Genomic DNA, 17,139 nt, shown 5'->3' on the forward strand with positions numbered 1-17,139 from the left:
AACAAGAGCCACGCCATTCAGGTGCCGCAAGATTGCCCGACGCTGGGGGAAGCCTGCTCAGGCGAGTAGCGTTCCACCCGGTTGCGGCCATTGTGCTTGGCCAGATAGAGCGCCTGATCGGCGCGAGAGAGCAGCTCGTCCAGATTGAAGGGGCCCTCTCTCTGGGAGGCGATACCGATGCTGACCGTGATGCAGACGGCGGGCTCGGCTCCCTTTTCTTCCCCTGGCTGCGCGACGATTTTTCGCAGCCGCTCGGCCACCGCCATGGCCTGCTCCTCGCTGAGGCCGGGCCAGATGGCCACGAACTCCTCTCCCCCCAGGCGACAGAAGAGATCCCCCGGTCGAAGCTGGTCGCGCACCCGGGCCGCGAAGTTGCTCAACTGGTTGTCACCCTCTTCGTGGCCGTGACGATCATTGATGCGTTTGAAATGATCGATGTCCAGCATGCAGATCGCCACAGGGTAGCGCTGCACCGTGAGGTGCTGGAGCAGTTCATTGGCGGCCGACCAGAAGCCGGCCCGGTTCAGCGCACCGGTCAGGTGATCGTGGTGGGCCAGGTGTTTCATCTCCCGCAGCAGGCTGTTGCGGGCCGCCATGATGCTGGCGGCGGTCAGGGGGGTGAGAGCGATCAACATGACCCCTATCCGGACGGAGAACATCCAGTACTGGGTCTGGACATCGTGATTGATGACGAGGTGGCCGTTTGAGAGGGCGATCAGGATCAGGGTGCTGTAACTCAGGGTCAGCAGGCTGGTGGCGAAGACGGAGTAGGTGACTGCGCACCAGAGCAGCGCCGGTACCGGGAAGGCGATGGATCCCGGCCCCTCGACGAGCAGGGTGAGCAGCAGGGAGGCCACCAGGCTCAGCAGCGGCATCAATCTGGTCCAGGAGAACTCGGTGCGGTAGAGGAGGGTGCGCCAGGGGGGCACGCTGTCATGGGGAGGCAGTGTCAGGAGCACCGGCAGTATGGTCATGTAGTTCACCAGCTCGCTGGCAAACCAGAAGCCCAGCCCGTAGAGCGGGGGGCCCAGAGACAGGATGGGATTGATGATGGCGCCGACCACGCCGGCGGCGAGGGAGGCGGCCAGGGTGTTTCGCAGCAGGAGCACGAGGGAGGTGGGGCGCCTGAGGAGCTTGTCGGCAGGCGCGAGCCGATGCATCAGCAGATACCCGACGCCGATGCCGGCCAGGTTGCCGCAGGTCAGCAGGATGGTTTTGAACAGGGGCTCGCCGGTGAAGAGGGCGGCGAGAAAAAAGCCCAGTATGCCGCCGGCCCAGCCCGCCGGGGTGGCCAGGCGTGGATAGCGCACCATGCAGCCGAGCAGGACCGCATTGGCAGGCCAGAAGGCCGCCAGCAGGTTGGGGGGGCGGGTGAAGATGCCGATCAGCGAGAACAGCAGTACCAGGGCGGCGACACACAACAGAGCGGACAAGGGCGTCAATGTGCATGAGGTACGTTGGCGTGCGATGTCCCCCATGGGGACCTCCTGACAAGAGAGCGTTTGTTCAGAGTATGGCTGGCACGTGACAAGGGTGAACGAGGGGGAGAGAAGAAAACGCCCCCTGGTGGAGGGGGCGTGAAGGCTTACTTGAAGACCCGGAAACGCACGTCGTCGTCGATGAAGGTCTTGTCGCCGGCAGGTTGCTCTATGCTGCCAAAAGGCATCTGGGCACGAAGCAGCCAGCTGGCGGGCAGGTTCCACTCCTTGCGCACCGCATCGTCGATGAGCGGGTTGTAGTGTTGCAGGGAGGCGCCGATGCCCTCCTGGGCCAGGGTGGTCCAGACCGCGAACTGGGCGATCCCGGTGGCATGTTCGGACCAGATGGGGAAGTTGTCGGCATAGAGAGCGAATTTCTGCTGAAGATCCTCGATGACGGCGGTGTCTTCGAAGAAGAGCACGGTGCCAGCCCCGGCGCGGAAGCTGCCGTTGATCTTGGCTTCACTCTGGGGATAGGCCTCCGGCGGCACTATCTTCTTGAGCTCCGCCTTGACGATGTCCCACAGCTTGTGGTGCTGCTCGCCGAACAGGATGACGGCGCGGGAACTCTGGGAGTTGAACGAAGAGGGGCTGTGCTTGACGGCATCCTTAATGAGGGCGGTCAGCTGGGCCTCGGAGTGGGTCACCCGGTTGCCCAGGGCATAGATGGTACGACGTGCTTTGATCTGTTCGATAAACGGACTGCTCATAACATCTCCTTGGTTGATGAATCATCACCGCCAGCGTTGCCGACAAAGGTCATCTGGCTCCGATTTCTCGAGTCATCGACTATAGCACCTTGCGGGCAATAAACCGTCAACGACGAGTAATGACTGTTTCTACTTTTTATGGATATTCACATGACGGATGTGAATATGGCCGTGAGACACCTTGATATCTTTTTTATCATTAGCAGTGGATGTTAATGACTTCAATCAATATCTTTTGCAGATTTTTAATCTATAAAATTCATCCAATATGACATTTTATAGAGAGTGACATGACGGCGGCGCTGATCAAGGAACGCTATTACATACTGACTCCGCTGTCGTTTCTCCTGGGAGGGCTGGTGCTGATCGCCACCCTGTTGCTGGCGGCAGCCAGCTACCTGAGCAGCATCGACAAGACAGTGGCGGGTTACGGTCACATGCTGGCCGCCCTCGACGCCACCCTGCTCCAGGACATGGCGCAGGACAACCGCCGCCAGCTTGGCGTACTGGAGGCGTCCCTGGACAAGCAGGCCATCGCTGCCGGGGCATCGGCCATCAATCCCATCTGGGCCATTGCCCATCAGTTCAAGTACGACGCCCACTTCCTCTATTTCTACAACGCGCGCACCCATCGGCTCGACGGCTATCCCGACTGGCAGCAACCAGAGGGCTACCGGGCACAGGCGCGGCCCTGGTACCAGACCCTGTCCGGTGAGGGCGATGATCTCGTCTGGTTCGGTCCCTACCCGGAGTTCGATTCGGTCCGGCAGGTACTGACCCTCATCAAGCGGGTCAAGGATGATGAGGGGCAACTGCTTGGACTGCTGATGGTGGACATGTCGTTCAGCGCCTTGCAGAGGGCGTTGCACCGGGCGGTGGGTGAGGATCCGGTGGCCCTCTACATCACCGAGCGCAAGGGCGGCAAGCTGGTGGTGGGGCACAATTTGTCGCTGTTGCCGCCCCGTCTCGAGCGGGAGACGCAGGCGGCCGGCCTGGACGGGTTCTGGGAAGGACGCCACCTGCAACACGCTCTGGAGGGGATGGAGTGGGATCTCAACGTCTATCTCCCCCCCTCCCATTTTCATGAAAACCTGCAAGACACCCTGCTGATGGTGGTGCTGCCCGCCCTGGCATTGCTCTGCATCTGGCTGTGCAGCCTGTGGTTTCTGGTGCGGATCTTTCGTCAGGAGCAGGCGCTGGTGCAGGGCTCGCTCAGCGGCCTCATCCGGGATGAGGCGAGAAAGGAGATCCAGCGGCGTCAGCGAACCTGGTTCGTGCACGGCAGCCTGGGGGAGATAGAACAGGTGCGAAACAGCCTGCTGCAAGGGCAGGATGCCCTGCTCCACGACCCTCTCACCGGCATCCTGAACCGGCGAGCCTTCGATCAGCAGCGGGCGGGGCTGGAGCAGGCGGGGAGGCCCTACTGGCTGGTGCTGTTCGATGTGGACAACTTCAAGCGCGTCAACGACAGCTGGGGACACGGTGTGGGGGATGCGGTGCTGTTTCGGGTGGCCACCATCATGGCGAGAACCCTGGGGGATGAGCAGGTCTACCGCATCGGGGGCGATGAATTTGCGGCCTTGCTGCCCTGGGAGCAGGCGGAGGTGGAATGCCGCCTGACCCACCTGCTCGGTCGGGTGAAGGCTCTGAAATGGCGGGAGTTCGCCGACGCCATCACCCTGAGCGCCGGCGGAGCGCGCTATCCGGATGATGCCCTGACGCTGCTTGAGCGGGCGGATGCCTGCCTGTACGAGAGCAAGCACCAGGGGCGGGATTGCTGGCATCTGGCGGCGTCGTCGCCCGTTGACGGGGAGGTTGTGACAGTATCTGTCTGACGGTGATCGCTGCAAAAAAGGGCCTTTGGGCCTAGAAAAGGGTCATGACGGGGATGATTTCTCGTGTGACCTTTTTTTTTGATGTGGTTTCAGGTGGTTAGCCTGCTTTCTTGCATTGTGTCGCGAACCGGAGACAGGGAGGGCTGGCCGTGAGGTGCCCCTTGCGGCAGTGGCGCAGGTCAGGGGGCTTTGTATAGTGCAGGGAAAAATAATCAATCATCAGGTTTGACAGGAGTACCCCATGAAAATGAAACCGTTTGGCATGAGCGCACTGGCGCTGCTGGGGGCGTTGCTGTTGGGCACAGGACAGGTGCAGGCATCCGAGACCCTCAATACCATTCTCGGCGGCGGAGCCGGCGGGGTGGCGGGCACCATGATCGGCAAGGAGCTGGGTGGCGACACCGGCGCCCTGGTGGGGGCAGCCTTGGGGGGCGCGGCCGGTGGTGCGGCCACGGCCAATAGGGGCAACAAGAACGAAGCTGCGCTCGGCGGCGCCGTTGGTGCCCTGGGCGGGGCTGCCATCGGCAAGAGCGTCGGTGGCAGCACGGGCCAGCTGATCGGCGCCGGTATCGGTGGTGCCGGTGGCTCCGCCATCGGAGCCAGGACTGGGGATGGTCACGAGAGCCGCGGCGATCGCTATTACGATGACAGGCGCTATCACAAGCACCACAAGAAACACAAAAAGCACCGCAAGCACAGATGGCATGACGACTGATGCCGCGGCAAGCTGATCGACAAAAAGGGGCCTTTGGCCCCTTTTTTGATCCCGCTGCCGGCCCGTGAGGGGCGGCGAGCGGCCTCTTACACCAGCCGGTGCTGACGCCTGCCAAGGGAGAAGGCGTTGATGTTGTCGATGAGCTGATCCGCGAGGCGCTGCATCGACTCTTCGCTGGCCCAGGCCACGTGGGGAGTCAGGATGAAATTGGGGTAACGCAGGGCCTGCATCAGGGGGTGATCCGGAGGCGGCGGCTCGACGCTCGCCACATCGAAGCCGGCGCCCCCCAGACGGCCGTTGCCGAGGGCTTCGAGCAGCGCCTGCTCGTCCACCAGGCCGCCACGGCCCACGTTGATGAGCAGGGCACCCGGTTTCATCAGGGCCAGCTCCCGCTCCCCGATGAGATGGCGGGTGTAGGGGGTGAGCGGGCAGTGCAGGCTGATCACATCCGAACTTTGCAGCAGGGCATCCAGGGGCAGCCTGTCGTCATCCCCCGGGGAGCCGACCTGGCTCTGGGCATAGTAAACCTCCATCCCGATGGCGTTGGCCCGCTGTCCCAGCGCCTGTCCCAGGGTTCCCTTGCCGATGATCCCGAGGCGCTTGCCATGCAGATCCGTGATGGGGTGGTCGAAGAAGCAGAACTGGCCGCTTTGTTGCCAGCGCCCCTCCAGCAGGGACTGGCGCCAGGCGAACAGGTTGCGCGACAGGGCGAGCATCAGGGCCATGGCGTGCTCGGGGACGGAAGGGCCCGAGTAGTTGCGGATATTGCACACGGCGACATTGGCGGCGCGGCACGCCTCCAGGTCCAGGTTGTCGCTGCCGGTGGCGGCCAGGGCGATCAGGCGCAGTTCGGGCAGCTGGGCCAGTTCATCGGCCCCGATGCGCACCTTGTTGATGATGGCGATGCTGGCGCACTTGAGCCGCTCCACCACCTGATCCGGCGCCGTGGTCGGGTAGCTTTGCCAGTGATGGGGAAAATCGGGGCGGCGCAGATTGATGCCGGTGTCCAGGGTGTCGCTGTCGAGAAACACGATTTGCTGCATGAAGCCTCCTGCCATTGATGAGGCCATCATGCCAAAGATGGGGGCGGGATGACCAGTCCGCTGGCCTGGGGGGCAACTTTGGTTTGGCCCAATCCTTTTGATACTCAGTGATTGGGTCAGATCCAGCCGAGGTGGGTCAGCCAGCCCTGGATGCGGCCCGGCGTCTCCTCCAGATCCATCAGGGCATAGGGGCGGTAGTTGAGCTTGTGGCTGCGGCGGCTCTCGCTTCTGCGGGCTTCGGCCGCCAGCAGGGGCCAGCGTCCTCCCTCCTCCTGATAGAGATCCAGGGTAGGGATGCTGCCCTGGGCTATCTGCTTGGCGAGGGTCTGGTTGCTCAGCTGGTTGGGGAAGAAGCCGTCGAGCAGCACCAAGGCATCGGGGGCGGGCAACTGTTCGCTGGCGATGAGGTTGGCGGCCCAGGCGGCGCTGGTACCCTGGGCCAGCAGCAGCTTGAAGCCCCCCTCCTGCAGCTTGGCATCCCCCAGCTTGCTGATGCGGGAGGCAAACTGCTTGCGAAAATCGTCGATGACCTGCTGTTTCTTCTCGGCGGCGGGGTCGAGCTCGGTCTGCTGCGGCGAGGGGAGCAGCAGCAGGGTATCGAAACCGAGGCGCCCCAGCTCCCGGGTCAGTTGCCACAGCTGGCCGCTGCGCTGCCAGTCGGGCAGCAGGATGACCAGACCCACGTAGTTGTCGCTGTCGTGCTTGGCAAACAGTACCTGTTGCTTGTCCACCCTGGTGCTGTCGGGTATTCCCTGCCAGTCGCTGCTCTGCCAGTAGTCGGGGGGAACCAGGGGGGCTGGATCCGGGGCGGCGCCTGACGGTGCCTGCCCGGCGCCGTGGGCGGCAAAAGCAAGCAGGGTCAGCAGCAGATAGGGGCGAAATGTCATGGGGGATCCTCCAGCACTCCCTCATAGCGGCCTCGCCGGGGGTTTCTTTAGGGCAAGGGGGCACATCGGCATCGGCGGTGGCGAAGAGGGTCTGACCGGCGGGCCGGACACGGGGCCGGGATTGTTCCAAATGGCAAAGCATTCCCGGTTTTGATTGTTCCATCCTGTGACCCATACATGGTTCAGTAAGGGCAGGCAGACAGGGGGGCCGGGGCATGTCGTCACTGGCCGCAGGCGGAGAATTCTCCCCCCTGTCTCGTCAGAACGAGAGATTCACCCTCACTTTCCATCGACAGGGAGCGTTATCGCCATGAGCACCTTGGTTCACTTGCCCATCCTCGACCTGAGGCAGCTGGATGCCTCGCCCGACGCCCGGGCCGATTTTCTGGCATCGTTGCGCGATGCCGCGAGAGAGACGGGATTTTTCTACCTGACCGGCCACGGCATCGATCCCGAGCTGCAGCAGGAGGTGCAGCAGCTGTCGCGGGCCTTCTTTGCGCTGCCTCTGGCGGCCAAGCAGCAGGTCGCCATGATCTACTCTCCCCATTTTCGTGGCTACAACCGACCGGGGGCAGAGCTGACCCGGGGTCAACCCGACTGGCGAGAACAGTTTGATATCGGTGCCGATCGCCCTGCCTTGCCGCGCGCGGCGGGCGACCCGCCCTGGTGGCGGTTGCAGGGGCCGAATCAGTGGCCGGAGGCGCTGCCGACACTGCAACCCGTGCTGACGCGCTGGCGTGGGCAGATGACCCGCATGTCCCGTACCCTGCTCGGGGCTTTTGCCGAGGCGCTCGCACTGTCGCCAGATGCCTTCGATGCCCTGCACGGAGAGCGTCCCAACGAACATATCAAGCTGATCCGCTATCCCGGTGAGCGGGGCGCCACCCAGGGGGTCGGTCCCCACAAGGATTCGGGCTTCCTAAGCTTCCTGCTGCAGGATGACCAGCCCGGCCTGCAGGTGGAGGTGGCGCCGGATCACTGGATCGATGCGCTCCCGCTCCCCGGCACCTTCGTGGTCAACATCGGTGAGCTGCTGGAGCTCGCCAGCAACGGCTACCTGCGGGCGACCGTGCACCGGGTGGTGCCGTCGGCGCCGGGGCAGGAGCGTCTCTCCATCGCCTTCTTCCTGGGGGCCCAGCTCGACGCAGTGGTGCCCGTCTATCCGCTGCCCGAGGCACTGGCCCGTGAAGCCAGGGGGCCTGCCACCGACCCGCACAATCCGCTGCTGCGGGAGGTGGGCTGGAACTACCTCAAGGGGCGGCTGCGTTCCCACCCTGATGTGGCATTGCGCCACCATGCCGATCTGTTGCCGGCGCCGCGGGCGCTGGCGGTCGGCGAAACCACCCATTGATTGCATGGCAAGGAGCACAAGATGAACAAGCACGGACTGTTTTCCCTGAGCGGCCTGGTATTGGCCCTCGGACTCTCTCTCTCCGCCCAGGCAGCCCAGGCGCTGCGGGTTGCCGCGGATCCACTGCCCCATGCGGATATCCTCGGCGAGGTGAAACGCCAGGACCCTTCGCTGGATCTGCAGGTGATCGAGCTCAGCGGCGGCATCAATGCCAATGCCCTGCTGGTGGCGGGTGATGTGGATGCCAACTACTTCCAGCACGTCCCTTACCTGCGGGATCAGGAGAAGGCGCTCGGCACCGAGCTGGTGGTGGCCGCGACCGTACACGTGGAGCCTCTTGGCATCTATTCGAAGAAGTTCAAGCATTTGAAGGAGGTACCGGAAAAGGCGGTGATCGCCCTGCCCAACAATGTCACCAACCTGAGCCGGGCCCTCTATCTGTTGCAGCACGAGGGGCTCATCACCCTCAAGGCCGGCCATGAAGATCCGGCGCGGGATCTGGCGACGGTGCACGACATCGCCACCAACCCCAAGGCGCTCAAGATCCTGGAAATCGAGGCGCCGCAGCTGCCGCGCTCCCTCGACGACGTGGATCTGGCGGTGATCAATGGCAACTATGCCCTGGAGGCGGGGCTGGAGCCTGCTCGCGATGCCCTGGGGCTGGAGAGCGCCCAGAACAATCCCTACGCCAACATCCTGGTGACCACCCCGGCGCTCAAGGATGATCCGCGGATCCGCCAGTTGGCGCGGGATCTGGAGTCCAGGGCGATCGCCGACTTCATTCGCAAGAGCTACAAGGGGTCGGTGATCCCGGTGGCCGGGCGGCAGTCATGATAGTGCTGGAGGGGCTCGGCAAGCAGTACCCGGGGCACGGGCAACCCGCTCTGGAGGGGGTGTCGCTCGAGATTCCGGATGGGGCCATCTACGGCATTCTCGGGCGCAGCGGCGCGGGCAAGAGCACGCTCATTCGTTGCCTCAATCTGCTGGAGAGGCCAAGCCGGGGCCGCATCCTGTTCGATGGCCGCGACATCACGGCCCTGGAGGGGGCGGCCTTGCGCCGCCACCGTCAGGGGACCGGCATGATTTTCCAGCACTTCAATCTGCTGCACGCCCGCAGCGTGGAGGAGAACGTGGCAGTCCCGCTGGAAATCGCCGGAGTGGCGCGCCGGGAGCGGGCTGCCCGGGTCAGCGAGCTGCTGGAACTGGTGGGGCTTGGCGAGCACCGTCGCGCCTTTCCCTCCCAGTTGTCGGGGGGGCAGAAGCAACGAGTGGGCATCGCCCGCGCCCTGGCCGCCAATCCGCGCCACTTGCTCTGTGACGAGGCGACCAGTGCCCTGGATCCGGAGACCACGGAGTCGGTGCTGGCGCTGCTTGCCGACATCAACCGCCGCCTCGGGATCACCATAGTGCTCATCACCCACGAGCTGGAGGTGGTCAGGGCCATCTGCGATCACGCAGCATTGCTTGAACAGGGTCAGCTGGTGGAAAGCGGCGCTCTGGGCACCCTGCTGGCCAACCCCGACTCCCGCGTGCGGCAGGCCTTGTTGCCGGATCCCGAGATCCTGCGGCGTTTCATGGCGCGTCACGGAGTCACAGAGGAGGTGCGTTTATGCAGAGTCGCCTGAGTGCCGATGCCTTGCTCGAACTGATGTATCAGGGGTCGCTCGAAACGCTCTACATGGTGGGAGTGGCGGCCGTGTTCACCCTGCTGCTGGGGCTGCCTACCGGGGTGCTGCTGGTGGTGACCCGTCCCGGGGGCGTGCTGCCCTTGCCCCGTCTCAACATGGTGCTGGGGATCGGTATCAACATCGGGCGGTCGCTCCCCTTCGTGGTGCTCCTGATCGCCCTGATCCCCCTGACCCGGCTGGTGGTCGGCACCTCACTGGGCAGCACCGCCGCCATCGTCCCCATCACCCTGGGGGCCTTCCCCTTCTTTGCCCGGGTGGTGGAGAGCGCCCTCGATGAGGTGGACAAGGGGCGCGTCGAAGCCGTGCTCGCCATGGGGGGCAGCGGCTGGCACGTGGTCGTCAAGGCGCTGCTGCCCGAGGCCTTGCCGGCGCTGCTGGCCGGACTCACCCTGACGGTGGTGATGCTCATTGGCTTCTCCTCCATGGCGGGGGTGGTCGGTGGCGGCGGGCTCGGGGATCTGGCGATCCGCTACGGCTACCAGCGCTTTGACGACAAGGTGATGGCAGGGACAGTGGTCATGTTGCTGCTGCTGGTGCAACTGGTACAGGGGGTGGGGGACAGGCTGGTGCGGGCACTGGCCCATCGCCGCTAGGGGCACGGCTTCTCATCAGGCCGGCCGTGAGGTGCCAGCCAATAAAAAAGCGAGCCTTGGCTCGCTTTTTTTGCAATCACATCAAGGGGTCAACTTAGTTGACGCGACGCTTGAATTCACCGGTACGGGTGTCGATTTCGATCTTGTCACCGATCTCCACGAAGGCGGCAACGGCCAGCTCGTAGGAGGTGCCCTTCAGGCGGGCAGGCTTGGTCACTTTACCGGAGGTGTCGCCACGGGCGGCCGGCTCGGTGTACTCGACTTCACGCACGATGGTGGTCGGCAGTTCTACGGAGATGGCTTTCTCGTTGTAGAAAGTCACTTCGCAGAGGTCTTCCATGCCGTCTACCAGGTAGTTCAGGGCATCACCCAGGTTGTCTTTCTCGACGTCGTACTGGTTGTACTCGGTGTCCATGAAGACATACAGCGGGTCGGAGTAGTAGGAGTAGGTGCACTCTTTACGCTCCAGCTGAACGACTTCCAGCTTGTCGTCGGCCTTGAAGACGGTCTCGGTGGCGCTGCCGTTCAGCAGACCCTTCAGCTTCATCTTGACCACGGCGGAGTTACGGCCGGATTTGTTGAATTCAGCCTTCTGGACCACCATCGGCTCGGTGCCGATCATGACTACGTTACCAGCGCGGATTTCCTGTGCGGTTTTCATGTAAAAAATTCCTGTTCGTGAAACGGACGGATAAAAACTGCCAGATTATATACGGCTTTCTAAAAATTTCACCAACCTCGTGACGAGATCCCCGTCCGCCAGCAGCCTCTGTGGCCAGGTGCGCCCATGTTGCTGCCATATGGCCGCGTATTGCGGCCATTGTGCCCAGAGTTCACCGGTGTGTTCCCCCCGGTTGAGGGCATGGTTGAAGCGGCGCAGCCACTGACCGGCCGGCGCTGGCAAGGGGGAGAGGTAGTGGTCGAGAAAACCGTCCAGCTTGACCATGTGGGCATCCTCTTCCTGCTGGTAGATGTGCCAGAGGAAGGGGCGCCCTGCCCACTGGGCCCGCACGAAGGAGTCCTCCCCGCGCACCAGGTTGAGATCGCAGCTCCACAGCAGGCGATCGTAGCCCCTCTGATCGGTCATCGGCAGCAGCTTGACGGTGAGGTTGCCCGCCTGGAGCAGCGCGCCTGCCTTGGCCGTCGGAATGGCCTCTACCAGCCCTGCGCCGATGAGCACATCGTCGAGGGAGCGCCCCAGCGGCAGCAGCAGGGTGACGGGGGTGACGCTCTGGCGCCAGCCCTCGACCAGGCTCCTGAGCGCCTCGCTCTCGTAGGTAAAGAGGCTGACCCGCAGCTCGTCTTCTCGTTGGGGTGGCAAGCCGAGGCTGGCCCAGTAGGCGGTCAGTCCCGCTTCATCCTGTTGCCAGCGCTCGCGCTCGACGATGAGGCCGTGCTCGCACAAGAGGCCGCCGGTTCTGGCGGTGAAACCCGGGAAGAAGAAGTACTTGTCGAGGCGCCGGCTGCCGACCTGCTGGGGCGAGGCGAGGCCATGGCAATCCTCGACCCAGCTCTCGGCCGAGAGGTATTCGAGGTTGATCCAGCAGGGGGGCGTGGTCTGCTCGGCCATGCGTTCGATAAAGGGGGCGGGCAGCTCGCAGGCAAACGCCTCGATGACCACCCTGGCCGGTGTCATGTCGGCGGGGAGGCGCTCGTGCCAGTGCTGGACATAGATGCCATCGACCCACTGACCGTCCTGTGCGGGGTCGAGCGCCGGGCAGATGCGGGCGAAGCTAGCCAGATCGTCCACCCAGAGCCGCACCTGCACCTCACTCTTCTGCGCCGGGAGCGCGCCTTCCTGTTTGAGCTGGCGGGCGAGTCGCCAGGTGACGCCGATGTCACCGAAGTTGTCGACGACGCAGCAGAAGATGTCCCAGTCGAAGGGGGGGAGAGGGCTTGTCATGGCGCGGGATCCCAGATGCAAAAAAACCGGTGCGCAGGGTAGCACACCGGTTGGTCGGCTTCTAACCGTCAGCGCGTGACGGGGTCTGTGGCAGGTTACTCCTTGCCGTAGACGTTGTTCTCCTGCTCGCGCACCCGGATGAAGGTGGTGCGTTTGGTGAGCTCTTTCAGCTGGCTGGCCCCCACATAGGTGCAGGTGGAGCGCACCCCGCCCAGGATGTCGCGCACCGTGTTCTCCACCGGACCGCGGTAGGGCAGCAGCACGGTTTTGCCTTCGGAGGCGCGATACTCGGCGACACCGCCGGCGTGCTTGTCCATGGCGCTGGCCGAGCTCATGCCGTAGAACTTCATGAAGGGCTCGCCATCGACCTCGACGATTTCACCGCCGCACTCTTCGTGAGCGGCCAGCATGCCTCCCAGCATCACGAAGTCGGCGCCGCCGCCGAACGCCTTGGCCACATCCCCCGGGCAGGTGCAGCCGCCGTCGCCGACGATCTGGCCGCCCAGACCGTGGGCCGCATCGGCACACTCGATGATGGCGGAGAGCTGCGGGTAGCCGACCCCGGTCTTGACCCGGGTGGTGCAGACCGAGCCCGGGCCTATGCCCACCTTGACGATGTCGGCGCCGGAGAGGATCAGCTCCTCCACCATCTCGCCGGTCACCACGTTGCCCGCCAGGATGACGTGGTTGGGGCAGGCGTCACGAATTTTGCGCAAAAACTCGACGAAGTGCTGGGAGTAGCCGTTGGCCACGTCCACGCAGATGAAGCGCAGGGCGCTGGACATCGCGAGGATCTGGCGGGTCTTGGTGAAGTCCTCCTCCGAGGTGCCGGTGGAGACCATTACGTGGCCCAGCAGGGCCGGGTCGGTCTCATTGACGAAGGTTTGCCACTGCGCAAGGCTGTAGTGCTTGTGCACCGCCGTCATCATCTCGAAGCTGGCCAGGGTACGCGCCATGACGAAGCTGCCGACGGTATCCATGTTGGCGGCGATGACGGGCACGCCCTGCCATTGGGTCTGGGTGTGCTTGAAGGTGAACTGGCGGGTCAGGCTGACTTGGGAACGGCTCTTGAGAGTAGAGCGCTTGGGGCGAAACAGGACATCCTTGAAACCGAGCTTCAAGTCTTCTTCGATACGCATTGCGAATTCCTTATTGAGCCTTGTGTGAGAGCTCACTTTGCAGTGGCAACTTTTCGGCAGGCGCAAAAAAACCGGTGGTTTTCAGGCCCTCCGGTTTACAGCAGTGTAGGCAAAAATCCCGTCAGAACAAGACTGATAATTCACGCACCGCTGTGGTAGCCTTTGGCGTCACAACCTGAGGATGGCCGCCAGCGTCATCCAGCACCCTGTTCTCCCCTCGTTTTCCTGCTGCATTCCCCACTCACGCGCCGTGCCCGGCATGGATTGTCGCCTGTTGGCACCGCGTCCAGAGCCAGCTCCCCTGCGCGCCAGAATCCGGTTGACCCGGCAGTTGGCTGTGATACATCTGGGCGCAAGACTGACAAGGCGAGAGAGCATGATGGGCAAGAGAATGGTGGCGGCGGCCATGATGTGGGCGCTGTGCGGCAGTGCGATGGCGGCCCAGACCAGCTATGGCTGGATCGAGAAGGGGGTGCTGATGCCCTACGGGGTGGCGGTCAAGATGAAGCTCGATACCGGTGCCCTCACTTCGTCGCTGGATGCCCGCGACCTGAAGCATTTCAAGAAGGATGGCAAGCCCTGGGTGCGCTTCAACCTGGTGCTGACCGATGCCAATACCGACAAGGTGGTGCGCCGGAGCGTGGAGCGACCGGTGGAGCGCAGCGTGACGGTGCGCGGGGCGGGCGGCATGGAGCAGCGCCCGACGGTGACCATGTCCGTCTGCGTCGGGGACCAGGTCTACAAGGAGTGGTTCACCCTGCGGGATCGCAGCAAGATGATCTACCCGGTGCTGCTGGGGCGCCGTCTGCTGGCGGAGCTGGGACCGGTGGATTCGAGCCGGACCTTCACGGTACAGCCCACCTGCGACTAGGGTGGTGCAGCCATGAAAAACGGGGGCCTGGCCCCCGCTTTTCATGGCGTGCGCAAAGGCTGACCCCTCATGCCTGGCGCGAGGCGGGCAGCAGCACGCTCACTTCGAGCCCCCCTTCAGGCCGATTGTGGATGTCGAGATCCGCTCCGTGAAGCTGGGCGATGCGCGAAACGATGGCCATGCCAAGGCCCACGCCATCCCCCTGCTGGGGATTGACCCGGAAGAAGCGCTCGCACAACCGGGAGAGGGCGGCGGTGGGGATGCCGGGGCCGTTGTCCCGCACATCCACCCGGATCCGGTTGCCCACCTGGTTCACCACCACGGCGACCTCGCCGCCCACCTGGGTGTAGCGCAGCGCATTGTCGATGAGGTTGCCGAACATCAGCTCCAGCAACATCGCCTGTCCCATTACCTGCACCTGTTCGGCGCCCTCCAGGGACAGCTGCTGATCCTTTTTCAGGGCGATGGGGGCCAGGGTCGCCAGGGTGCCCTGCAACAAGGGGAACAAGGGAAGGGCGGTGAGGGCCGGGCTCTGCTGGTTGTCGATGCGGGCCTGGGTCAGCAACTGGCGGATAAGCCGGTCGCTGCGATCGAGGGCCAGGAGCATCTTGCGCAGGGCCTGCTCCCGGCTCTGATCATCCTCGGCCGTCATGGCGTTCTCGCTGTGGATGCGCAGCACCGCGAGGGGCGTGCGCAGCTCGTGGGCGGCCTCGTTGGTGAACTGTTTCTCCCGATCCAGGGTGTCAGCGAGGGCGTGCATCAGCCGGTTGATCTCCCCCACCAGCGGCGTCAGTTCCTCGGCCTTGATGGCGAGATTGAGGGGGCTCAGGTTGGCAGGATGACGCTCGCCGATGGCTTGCGCCAGCTGGTGCAGCGGTGACAGTCCCCGGGTGATCAGCCACCACAGCAGACCGAGCAGGAAGGGCAGGGTGATGAAGAGGGGCAGCATGGTGAGGGTGGCCATCTTGCTGGCCAGCTCGCTGCGTTCGTCATCCCGCTCCGCCACGATGAGCCAGGTCTGTTCACCTTCGTTGTAGAGGGTAAAGGTGCGCCACTCGTGGTGATCCTTGGTCTCGCTGTTGAAGCCCCGCTCCAGGGTGGTCAACGGTTGGGCCGGGGCATTGGGCGAGCGCAGCAGCACGGCGCCCTGCTCGCTCAGCAACTGGAAGTAGAGGTTGTGTTCGAATTCATGGCCATAGGGGGTGAACTCGTTGTCCTGGCCGAACTGGAAGAAGCCGCCCTTCTCGATGTGGGGCGTCTCGGGGACGGCCTGCACCCACTCCTGGTACACGGTGCCGTTGCGCGGCAGCTCGCCGCTCTGCTTGAGATAGCGGCTGAGCAACTGGTTGGTGATGCGGGCGGACTGGGCGAGACGGGCATCAAACAGCTCTTCCATTTCGTGGTTGGCCTGCAGGTAGCCGATAAGGCCGCTGATGGCGAGGCTGAGGCTGACCAGGGCCAGGATGCCGGAGAGCAGGAAACGGCGGATGGAACGGACACGGCTCATGGGGCTGAGGCTCCTCTTGCGCCCTGGACGTCGAGCTGGGGCACGATGTAACCGACGCCGCGAATGTTGCGGATGAGCTCGGGGAAGAATTTCTTGCGCAGGTGATGAATGTGCACCTCCACCGCGTTGCTCTCTGCCCCCTCGTCCCAGCCGTAGAGGCTCTGTTGCAGTTGATCCCGGCTCAATACCCGGCCGCTCTGGGTGATGAGCTCCTGCAACAGCTTGTACTCATGGGGGGTGAGCTTGACCGGCTCGCCCCGATAGGTGACCTGTTGTGACGCGGGGAAGAGCTGCAGCTCCCCGTACTCCAGCACCGCCTGGGCCTGCCCCTTGCTGCGCCGCACTAGGGCGCGCAGCCGGGCGTTGAGCTCCTGCAGGGCGAAGGGTTTGACCATGTAGTCGTCGGAGCCTGCATCCAGCCCCAGCACCCGGTCGTCCAGGGCATCACGGGCGGTCAGGATGAGCACGGGCAGGGTCTGCCCCTCCCGGCGCAACTTGCGCAGCAGGCTGATGCCGTCGATGTCCGGCAGGTTGAGATCCAGGACAAGGGCGGCAAACTCCTCGCTCTTGAGCGCCGAGAGGGCCGGCATCCCCTGCTGGAGCCAGTCCACCGTGTAGCCGCTGCTGCGCAGGGCATCCACCATGCCGTCTCCCAGCATCACATCATCTTCCACCAACAGGATCCGCATTGTTCTCTCCCTCAAACGACACTGCCCACCAGTATGCAAGCTGGTGGGCAGAGTTGAAATAGCGCACTGTGCTGCTTGTGTTTACAGCTTGGCGAGACGCTCGCGAATTTCCATTCTGCGGCCCTCGTCCGCCACCTCGCGACCAGGGCGGGCCGGGGCGGCTAGGGCCTTGTCCAGATAGACCTTCGCCTGTGCCTTGTCACCCTGATCCAGCAGGAAGTCGCCGTAGAAGAAGTTGGGGTCGATGCCGGTGGGATTGATGGCCAGCGCCTGCTTGAGCAGCTTCTCCGCCTTCTCGTCGTCTCCAAAGCCCACCGGCCAGCCCGGCACCTGGTAGTAGAGGGAGCCCAGGCTGGTGTACGCCGAGCCTTCCAGCGCCTTGGGATCCTGCTTGATGGCGATCTCGAGCTTGGCCTTGGCCTCCTTCACCAGGCTCAGGGCGCCGAGGCCGCCCTTGGCCCCCGCCCAGGTGCTCTTGACGATGGCGGACCAGATCAGCAGATCGGTGCGAAATGCCTCCTTGGCGCTCGCCTCATCGGCCTTGGCACTCAGGCTCTCCAGGCAGCTCTCCTTGGCGTTGCCGGTCTGCTGGTACTGACAGTGGGCCCACTCCTGCTGAATGGTGGGCAGGGCATCGGCGGCCTGGGCCAGACCGCTTGCCAGCAGGCCCCCCAGGGCGAGCAACAGGGGGCCGTGACCAAATCGGGGACGGAAAGTGGCGTGCTTCATC

The 17,139-nt window shown here is 63.9% G+C and carries 17 protein-coding genes; 7 read left to right on the forward strand and 10 right to left on the reverse strand.

Features of this window, described 5'->3' with window-relative positions; genetic code table 11:
* Positions 1 to 17: 17 nt before the first annotated feature.
* Complete coding sequence (locus AB7E19_RS13080) at positions 18 to 1,478, reverse strand: diguanylate cyclase (RefSeq protein WP_322131785.1); 1,461 nt, start codon at positions 1,476 to 1,478, stop codon at positions 18 to 20.
* A gap of 107 nt (positions 1,479 to 1,585) precedes the next feature.
* Positions 1,586 to 2,188, reverse strand: coding sequence for a nitroreductase family protein (locus AB7E19_RS13085; protein ID WP_322131786.1), 603 nt, complete (start codon positions 2,186 to 2,188; stop codon positions 1,586 to 1,588).
* Between the two features lie 290 nt (positions 2,189 to 2,478).
* Between AB7E19_RS13085 and AB7E19_RS13090 the strand changes: the two genes are divergently transcribed.
* Positions 2,479 to 4,023: a diguanylate cyclase domain-containing protein gene (locus AB7E19_RS13090; RefSeq protein WP_322131787.1), complete on the forward strand. Its 1,545-nt coding sequence runs from the start codon at positions 2,479 to 2,481 to the stop codon at positions 4,021 to 4,023.
* Positions 4,024 to 4,264: 241 nt separating this feature from the next.
* The gene (locus tag AB7E19_RS13095; protein ID WP_039041096.1) at positions 4,265 to 4,738 is read left to right on the forward strand and encodes a YMGG-like glycine zipper-containing protein; all 474 of its coding nucleotides are present in this window, start codon (positions 4,265 to 4,267) and stop codon (positions 4,736 to 4,738) included.
* Between the two features lie 86 nt (positions 4,739 to 4,824).
* Here AB7E19_RS13095 and AB7E19_RS13100 read toward each other — a convergent pair whose 3' ends face one another.
* Both AB7E19_RS13100 and AB7E19_RS13105 read right to left on the reverse strand, forming a co-directional pair.
* Positions 4,825 to 5,781 carry a D-2-hydroxyacid dehydrogenase gene (locus AB7E19_RS13100; protein ID WP_322131788.1) on the reverse strand — a complete coding sequence of 319 codons (957 nt, stop codon included), beginning with the start codon at positions 5,779 to 5,781 and terminating at the stop codon, positions 4,825 to 4,827.
* A gap of 116 nt (positions 5,782 to 5,897) precedes the next feature.
* On the reverse strand, positions 5,898 to 6,668 hold the full coding sequence (locus AB7E19_RS13105; RefSeq protein WP_039041094.1) for a DUF3530 family protein: 771 nt from the start codon (positions 6,666 to 6,668) through the stop codon (positions 5,898 to 5,900).
* A 310-nt stretch (positions 6,669 to 6,978) separates the two neighbouring features.
* Between AB7E19_RS13105 and AB7E19_RS13110 the strand changes: the two genes are divergently transcribed.
* Genes AB7E19_RS13110 through AB7E19_RS13125 form a run of 4 tightly spaced genes read left to right on the forward strand, consistent with a single transcriptional unit; the run spans position 6,979 to position 10,300 of the window.
* Positions 6,979 to 8,019 (forward strand): isopenicillin N synthase family dioxygenase, encoded by a 1,041-nt coding sequence (locus AB7E19_RS13110; RefSeq protein ID WP_322131789.1) that lies wholly within the window; start codon positions 6,979 to 6,981, stop codon positions 8,017 to 8,019.
* A 21-nt stretch (positions 8,020 to 8,040) separates the two neighbouring features.
* Positions 8,041 to 8,853, forward strand: a complete 813-nt coding sequence (locus tag AB7E19_RS13115) for a MetQ/NlpA family ABC transporter substrate-binding protein (protein WP_143237191.1) — start codon at positions 8,041 to 8,043, stop codon at positions 8,851 to 8,853.
* Positions 8,850 to 9,644 carry a methionine ABC transporter ATP-binding protein gene (locus tag AB7E19_RS13120; RefSeq protein ID WP_128273433.1) on the forward strand — a complete coding sequence of 265 codons (795 nt, stop codon included), beginning with the start codon at positions 8,850 to 8,852 and terminating at the stop codon, positions 9,642 to 9,644. Before AB7E19_RS13115 ends, AB7E19_RS13120 begins: the two co-directional genes overlap by 4 nt.
* Positions 9,629 to 10,300 carry a methionine ABC transporter permease gene (locus tag AB7E19_RS13125; protein WP_041212539.1) on the forward strand — a complete coding sequence of 224 codons (672 nt, stop codon included), beginning with the start codon at positions 9,629 to 9,631 and terminating at the stop codon, positions 10,298 to 10,300. Before AB7E19_RS13120 ends, AB7E19_RS13125 begins: the two co-directional genes overlap by 16 nt.
* A gap of 94 nt (positions 10,301 to 10,394) precedes the next feature.
* Here AB7E19_RS13125 and efp read toward each other — a convergent pair whose 3' ends face one another.
* From efp to AB7E19_RS13140, 3 genes are all read right to left on the reverse strand, one after another.
* A complete protein-coding gene (gene efp / locus AB7E19_RS13130) occupies positions 10,395 to 10,961 on the reverse strand; it encodes an elongation factor P (protein WP_010673788.1) in 567 nt (188 codons plus the stop codon).
* A 45-nt stretch (positions 10,962 to 11,006) separates the two neighbouring features.
* Positions 11,007 to 12,203, reverse strand: coding sequence for an elongation factor P maturation arginine rhamnosyltransferase EarP (gene earP, locus AB7E19_RS13135; protein WP_319910389.1), 1,197 nt, complete (start codon positions 12,201 to 12,203; stop codon positions 11,007 to 11,009).
* Positions 12,204 to 12,298: 95 nt separating this feature from the next.
* Entirely contained in the window at positions 12,299 to 13,342 is a 1,044-nt protein-coding gene (locus AB7E19_RS13140) for a GMP reductase (protein ID WP_427935551.1), read from the reverse strand.
* Positions 13,343 to 13,718: 376 nt separating this feature from the next.
* Here AB7E19_RS13140 and AB7E19_RS13145 point away from each other — a divergent pair, with 376 nt between their 5' ends.
* Positions 13,719 to 14,213: an ATP-dependent zinc protease family protein gene (locus tag AB7E19_RS13145; protein ID WP_010673791.1), complete on the forward strand. Its 495-nt coding sequence runs from the start codon at positions 13,719 to 13,721 to the stop codon at positions 14,211 to 14,213.
* 67 nt (positions 14,214 to 14,280) lie between these two features.
* Here the strand turns inward: AB7E19_RS13145 and AB7E19_RS13150 are convergent, their stop codons facing one another.
* From AB7E19_RS13150 to AB7E19_RS13160, 3 genes are all read right to left on the reverse strand, one after another.
* On the reverse strand, positions 14,281 to 15,720 hold the full coding sequence (locus AB7E19_RS13150; RefSeq protein ID WP_221436666.1) for an ATP-binding protein: 1,440 nt from the start codon (positions 15,718 to 15,720) through the stop codon (positions 14,281 to 14,283).
* The gene (locus tag AB7E19_RS13155) at positions 15,717 to 16,409 is read right to left on the reverse strand and encodes a response regulator (RefSeq protein ID WP_041215642.1); all 693 of its coding nucleotides are present in this window, start codon (positions 16,407 to 16,409) and stop codon (positions 15,717 to 15,719) included. Before AB7E19_RS13155 ends, AB7E19_RS13150 begins: the two co-directional genes overlap by 4 nt.
* A gap of 81 nt (positions 16,410 to 16,490) precedes the next feature.
* A complete protein-coding gene (locus AB7E19_RS13160) occupies positions 16,491 to 17,138 on the reverse strand; it encodes a tetratricopeptide repeat protein (protein ID WP_266109727.1) in 648 nt (215 codons plus the stop codon).
* Position 17,139 lies beyond the last annotated feature (1 nt).

This window comes from Aeromonas sp., assembly GCF_050252055.1.
Classification (GTDB): Bacteria; Pseudomonadota; Gammaproteobacteria; order Enterobacterales; family Aeromonadaceae; genus Aeromonas; species Aeromonas caviae.

Bases quoted from the DNA above. Each gene is read 5' to 3' on its own strand.
- AB7E19_RS13080 (WP_322131785.1), bottom strand. From the start codon at position 1,478: ATGGGGGACATCGCACGCCAACGTACCTCATGCACATTGACGCCCTTG.
- AB7E19_RS13085 (WP_322131786.1), bottom strand. From the start codon at position 2,188: ATGAGCAGTCCGTTTATCGAACAGATCAAAGCACGTCGTACCATCTAT.
- AB7E19_RS13090 (WP_322131787.1), top strand. From the start codon at position 2,479: ATGACGGCGGCGCTGATCAAGGAACGCTATTACATACTGACTCCGCTG.
- AB7E19_RS13095 (WP_039041096.1), top strand. From the start codon at position 4,265: ATGAAAATGAAACCGTTTGGCATGAGCGCACTGGCGCTGCTGGGGGCG.
- AB7E19_RS13100 (WP_322131788.1), bottom strand. From the start codon at position 5,781: ATGCAGCAAATCGTGTTTCTCGACAGCGACACCCTGGACACCGGCATC.
- AB7E19_RS13105 (WP_039041094.1), bottom strand. From the start codon at position 6,668: ATGACATTTCGCCCCTATCTGCTGCTGACCCTGCTTGCTTTTGCCGCC.
- AB7E19_RS13110 (WP_322131789.1), top strand. From the start codon at position 6,979: ATGAGCACCTTGGTTCACTTGCCCATCCTCGACCTGAGGCAGCTGGAT.
- AB7E19_RS13115 (WP_143237191.1), top strand. From the start codon at position 8,041: ATGAACAAGCACGGACTGTTTTCCCTGAGCGGCCTGGTATTGGCCCTC.
- AB7E19_RS13120 (WP_128273433.1), top strand. From the start codon at position 8,850: ATGATAGTGCTGGAGGGGCTCGGCAAGCAGTACCCGGGGCACGGGCAA.
- AB7E19_RS13125 (WP_041212539.1), top strand. From the start codon at position 9,629: ATGCAGAGTCGCCTGAGTGCCGATGCCTTGCTCGAACTGATGTATCAG.
- efp (WP_010673788.1), bottom strand. From the start codon at position 10,961: ATGAAAACCGCACAGGAAATCCGCGCTGGTAACGTAGTCATGATCGGC.
- earP (WP_319910389.1), bottom strand. From the start codon at position 12,203: ATGACAAGCCCTCTCCCCCCCTTCGACTGGGACATCTTCTGCTGCGTC.
- AB7E19_RS13140 (WP_427935551.1), bottom strand. From the start codon at position 13,342: ATGCGTATCGAAGAAGACTTGAAGCTCGGTTTCAAGGATGTCCTGTTT.
- AB7E19_RS13145 (WP_010673791.1), top strand. From the start codon at position 13,719: ATGATGGGCAAGAGAATGGTGGCGGCGGCCATGATGTGGGCGCTGTGC.
- AB7E19_RS13150 (WP_221436666.1), bottom strand. From the start codon at position 15,720: ATGAGCCGTGTCCGTTCCATCCGCCGTTTCCTGCTCTCCGGCATCCTG.
- AB7E19_RS13155 (WP_041215642.1), bottom strand. From the start codon at position 16,409: ATGCGGATCCTGTTGGTGGAAGATGATGTGATGCTGGGAGACGGCATG.
- AB7E19_RS13160 (WP_266109727.1), bottom strand. From the start codon at position 17,138: ATGAAGCACGCCACTTTCCGTCCCCGATTTGGTCACGGCCCCCTGTTG.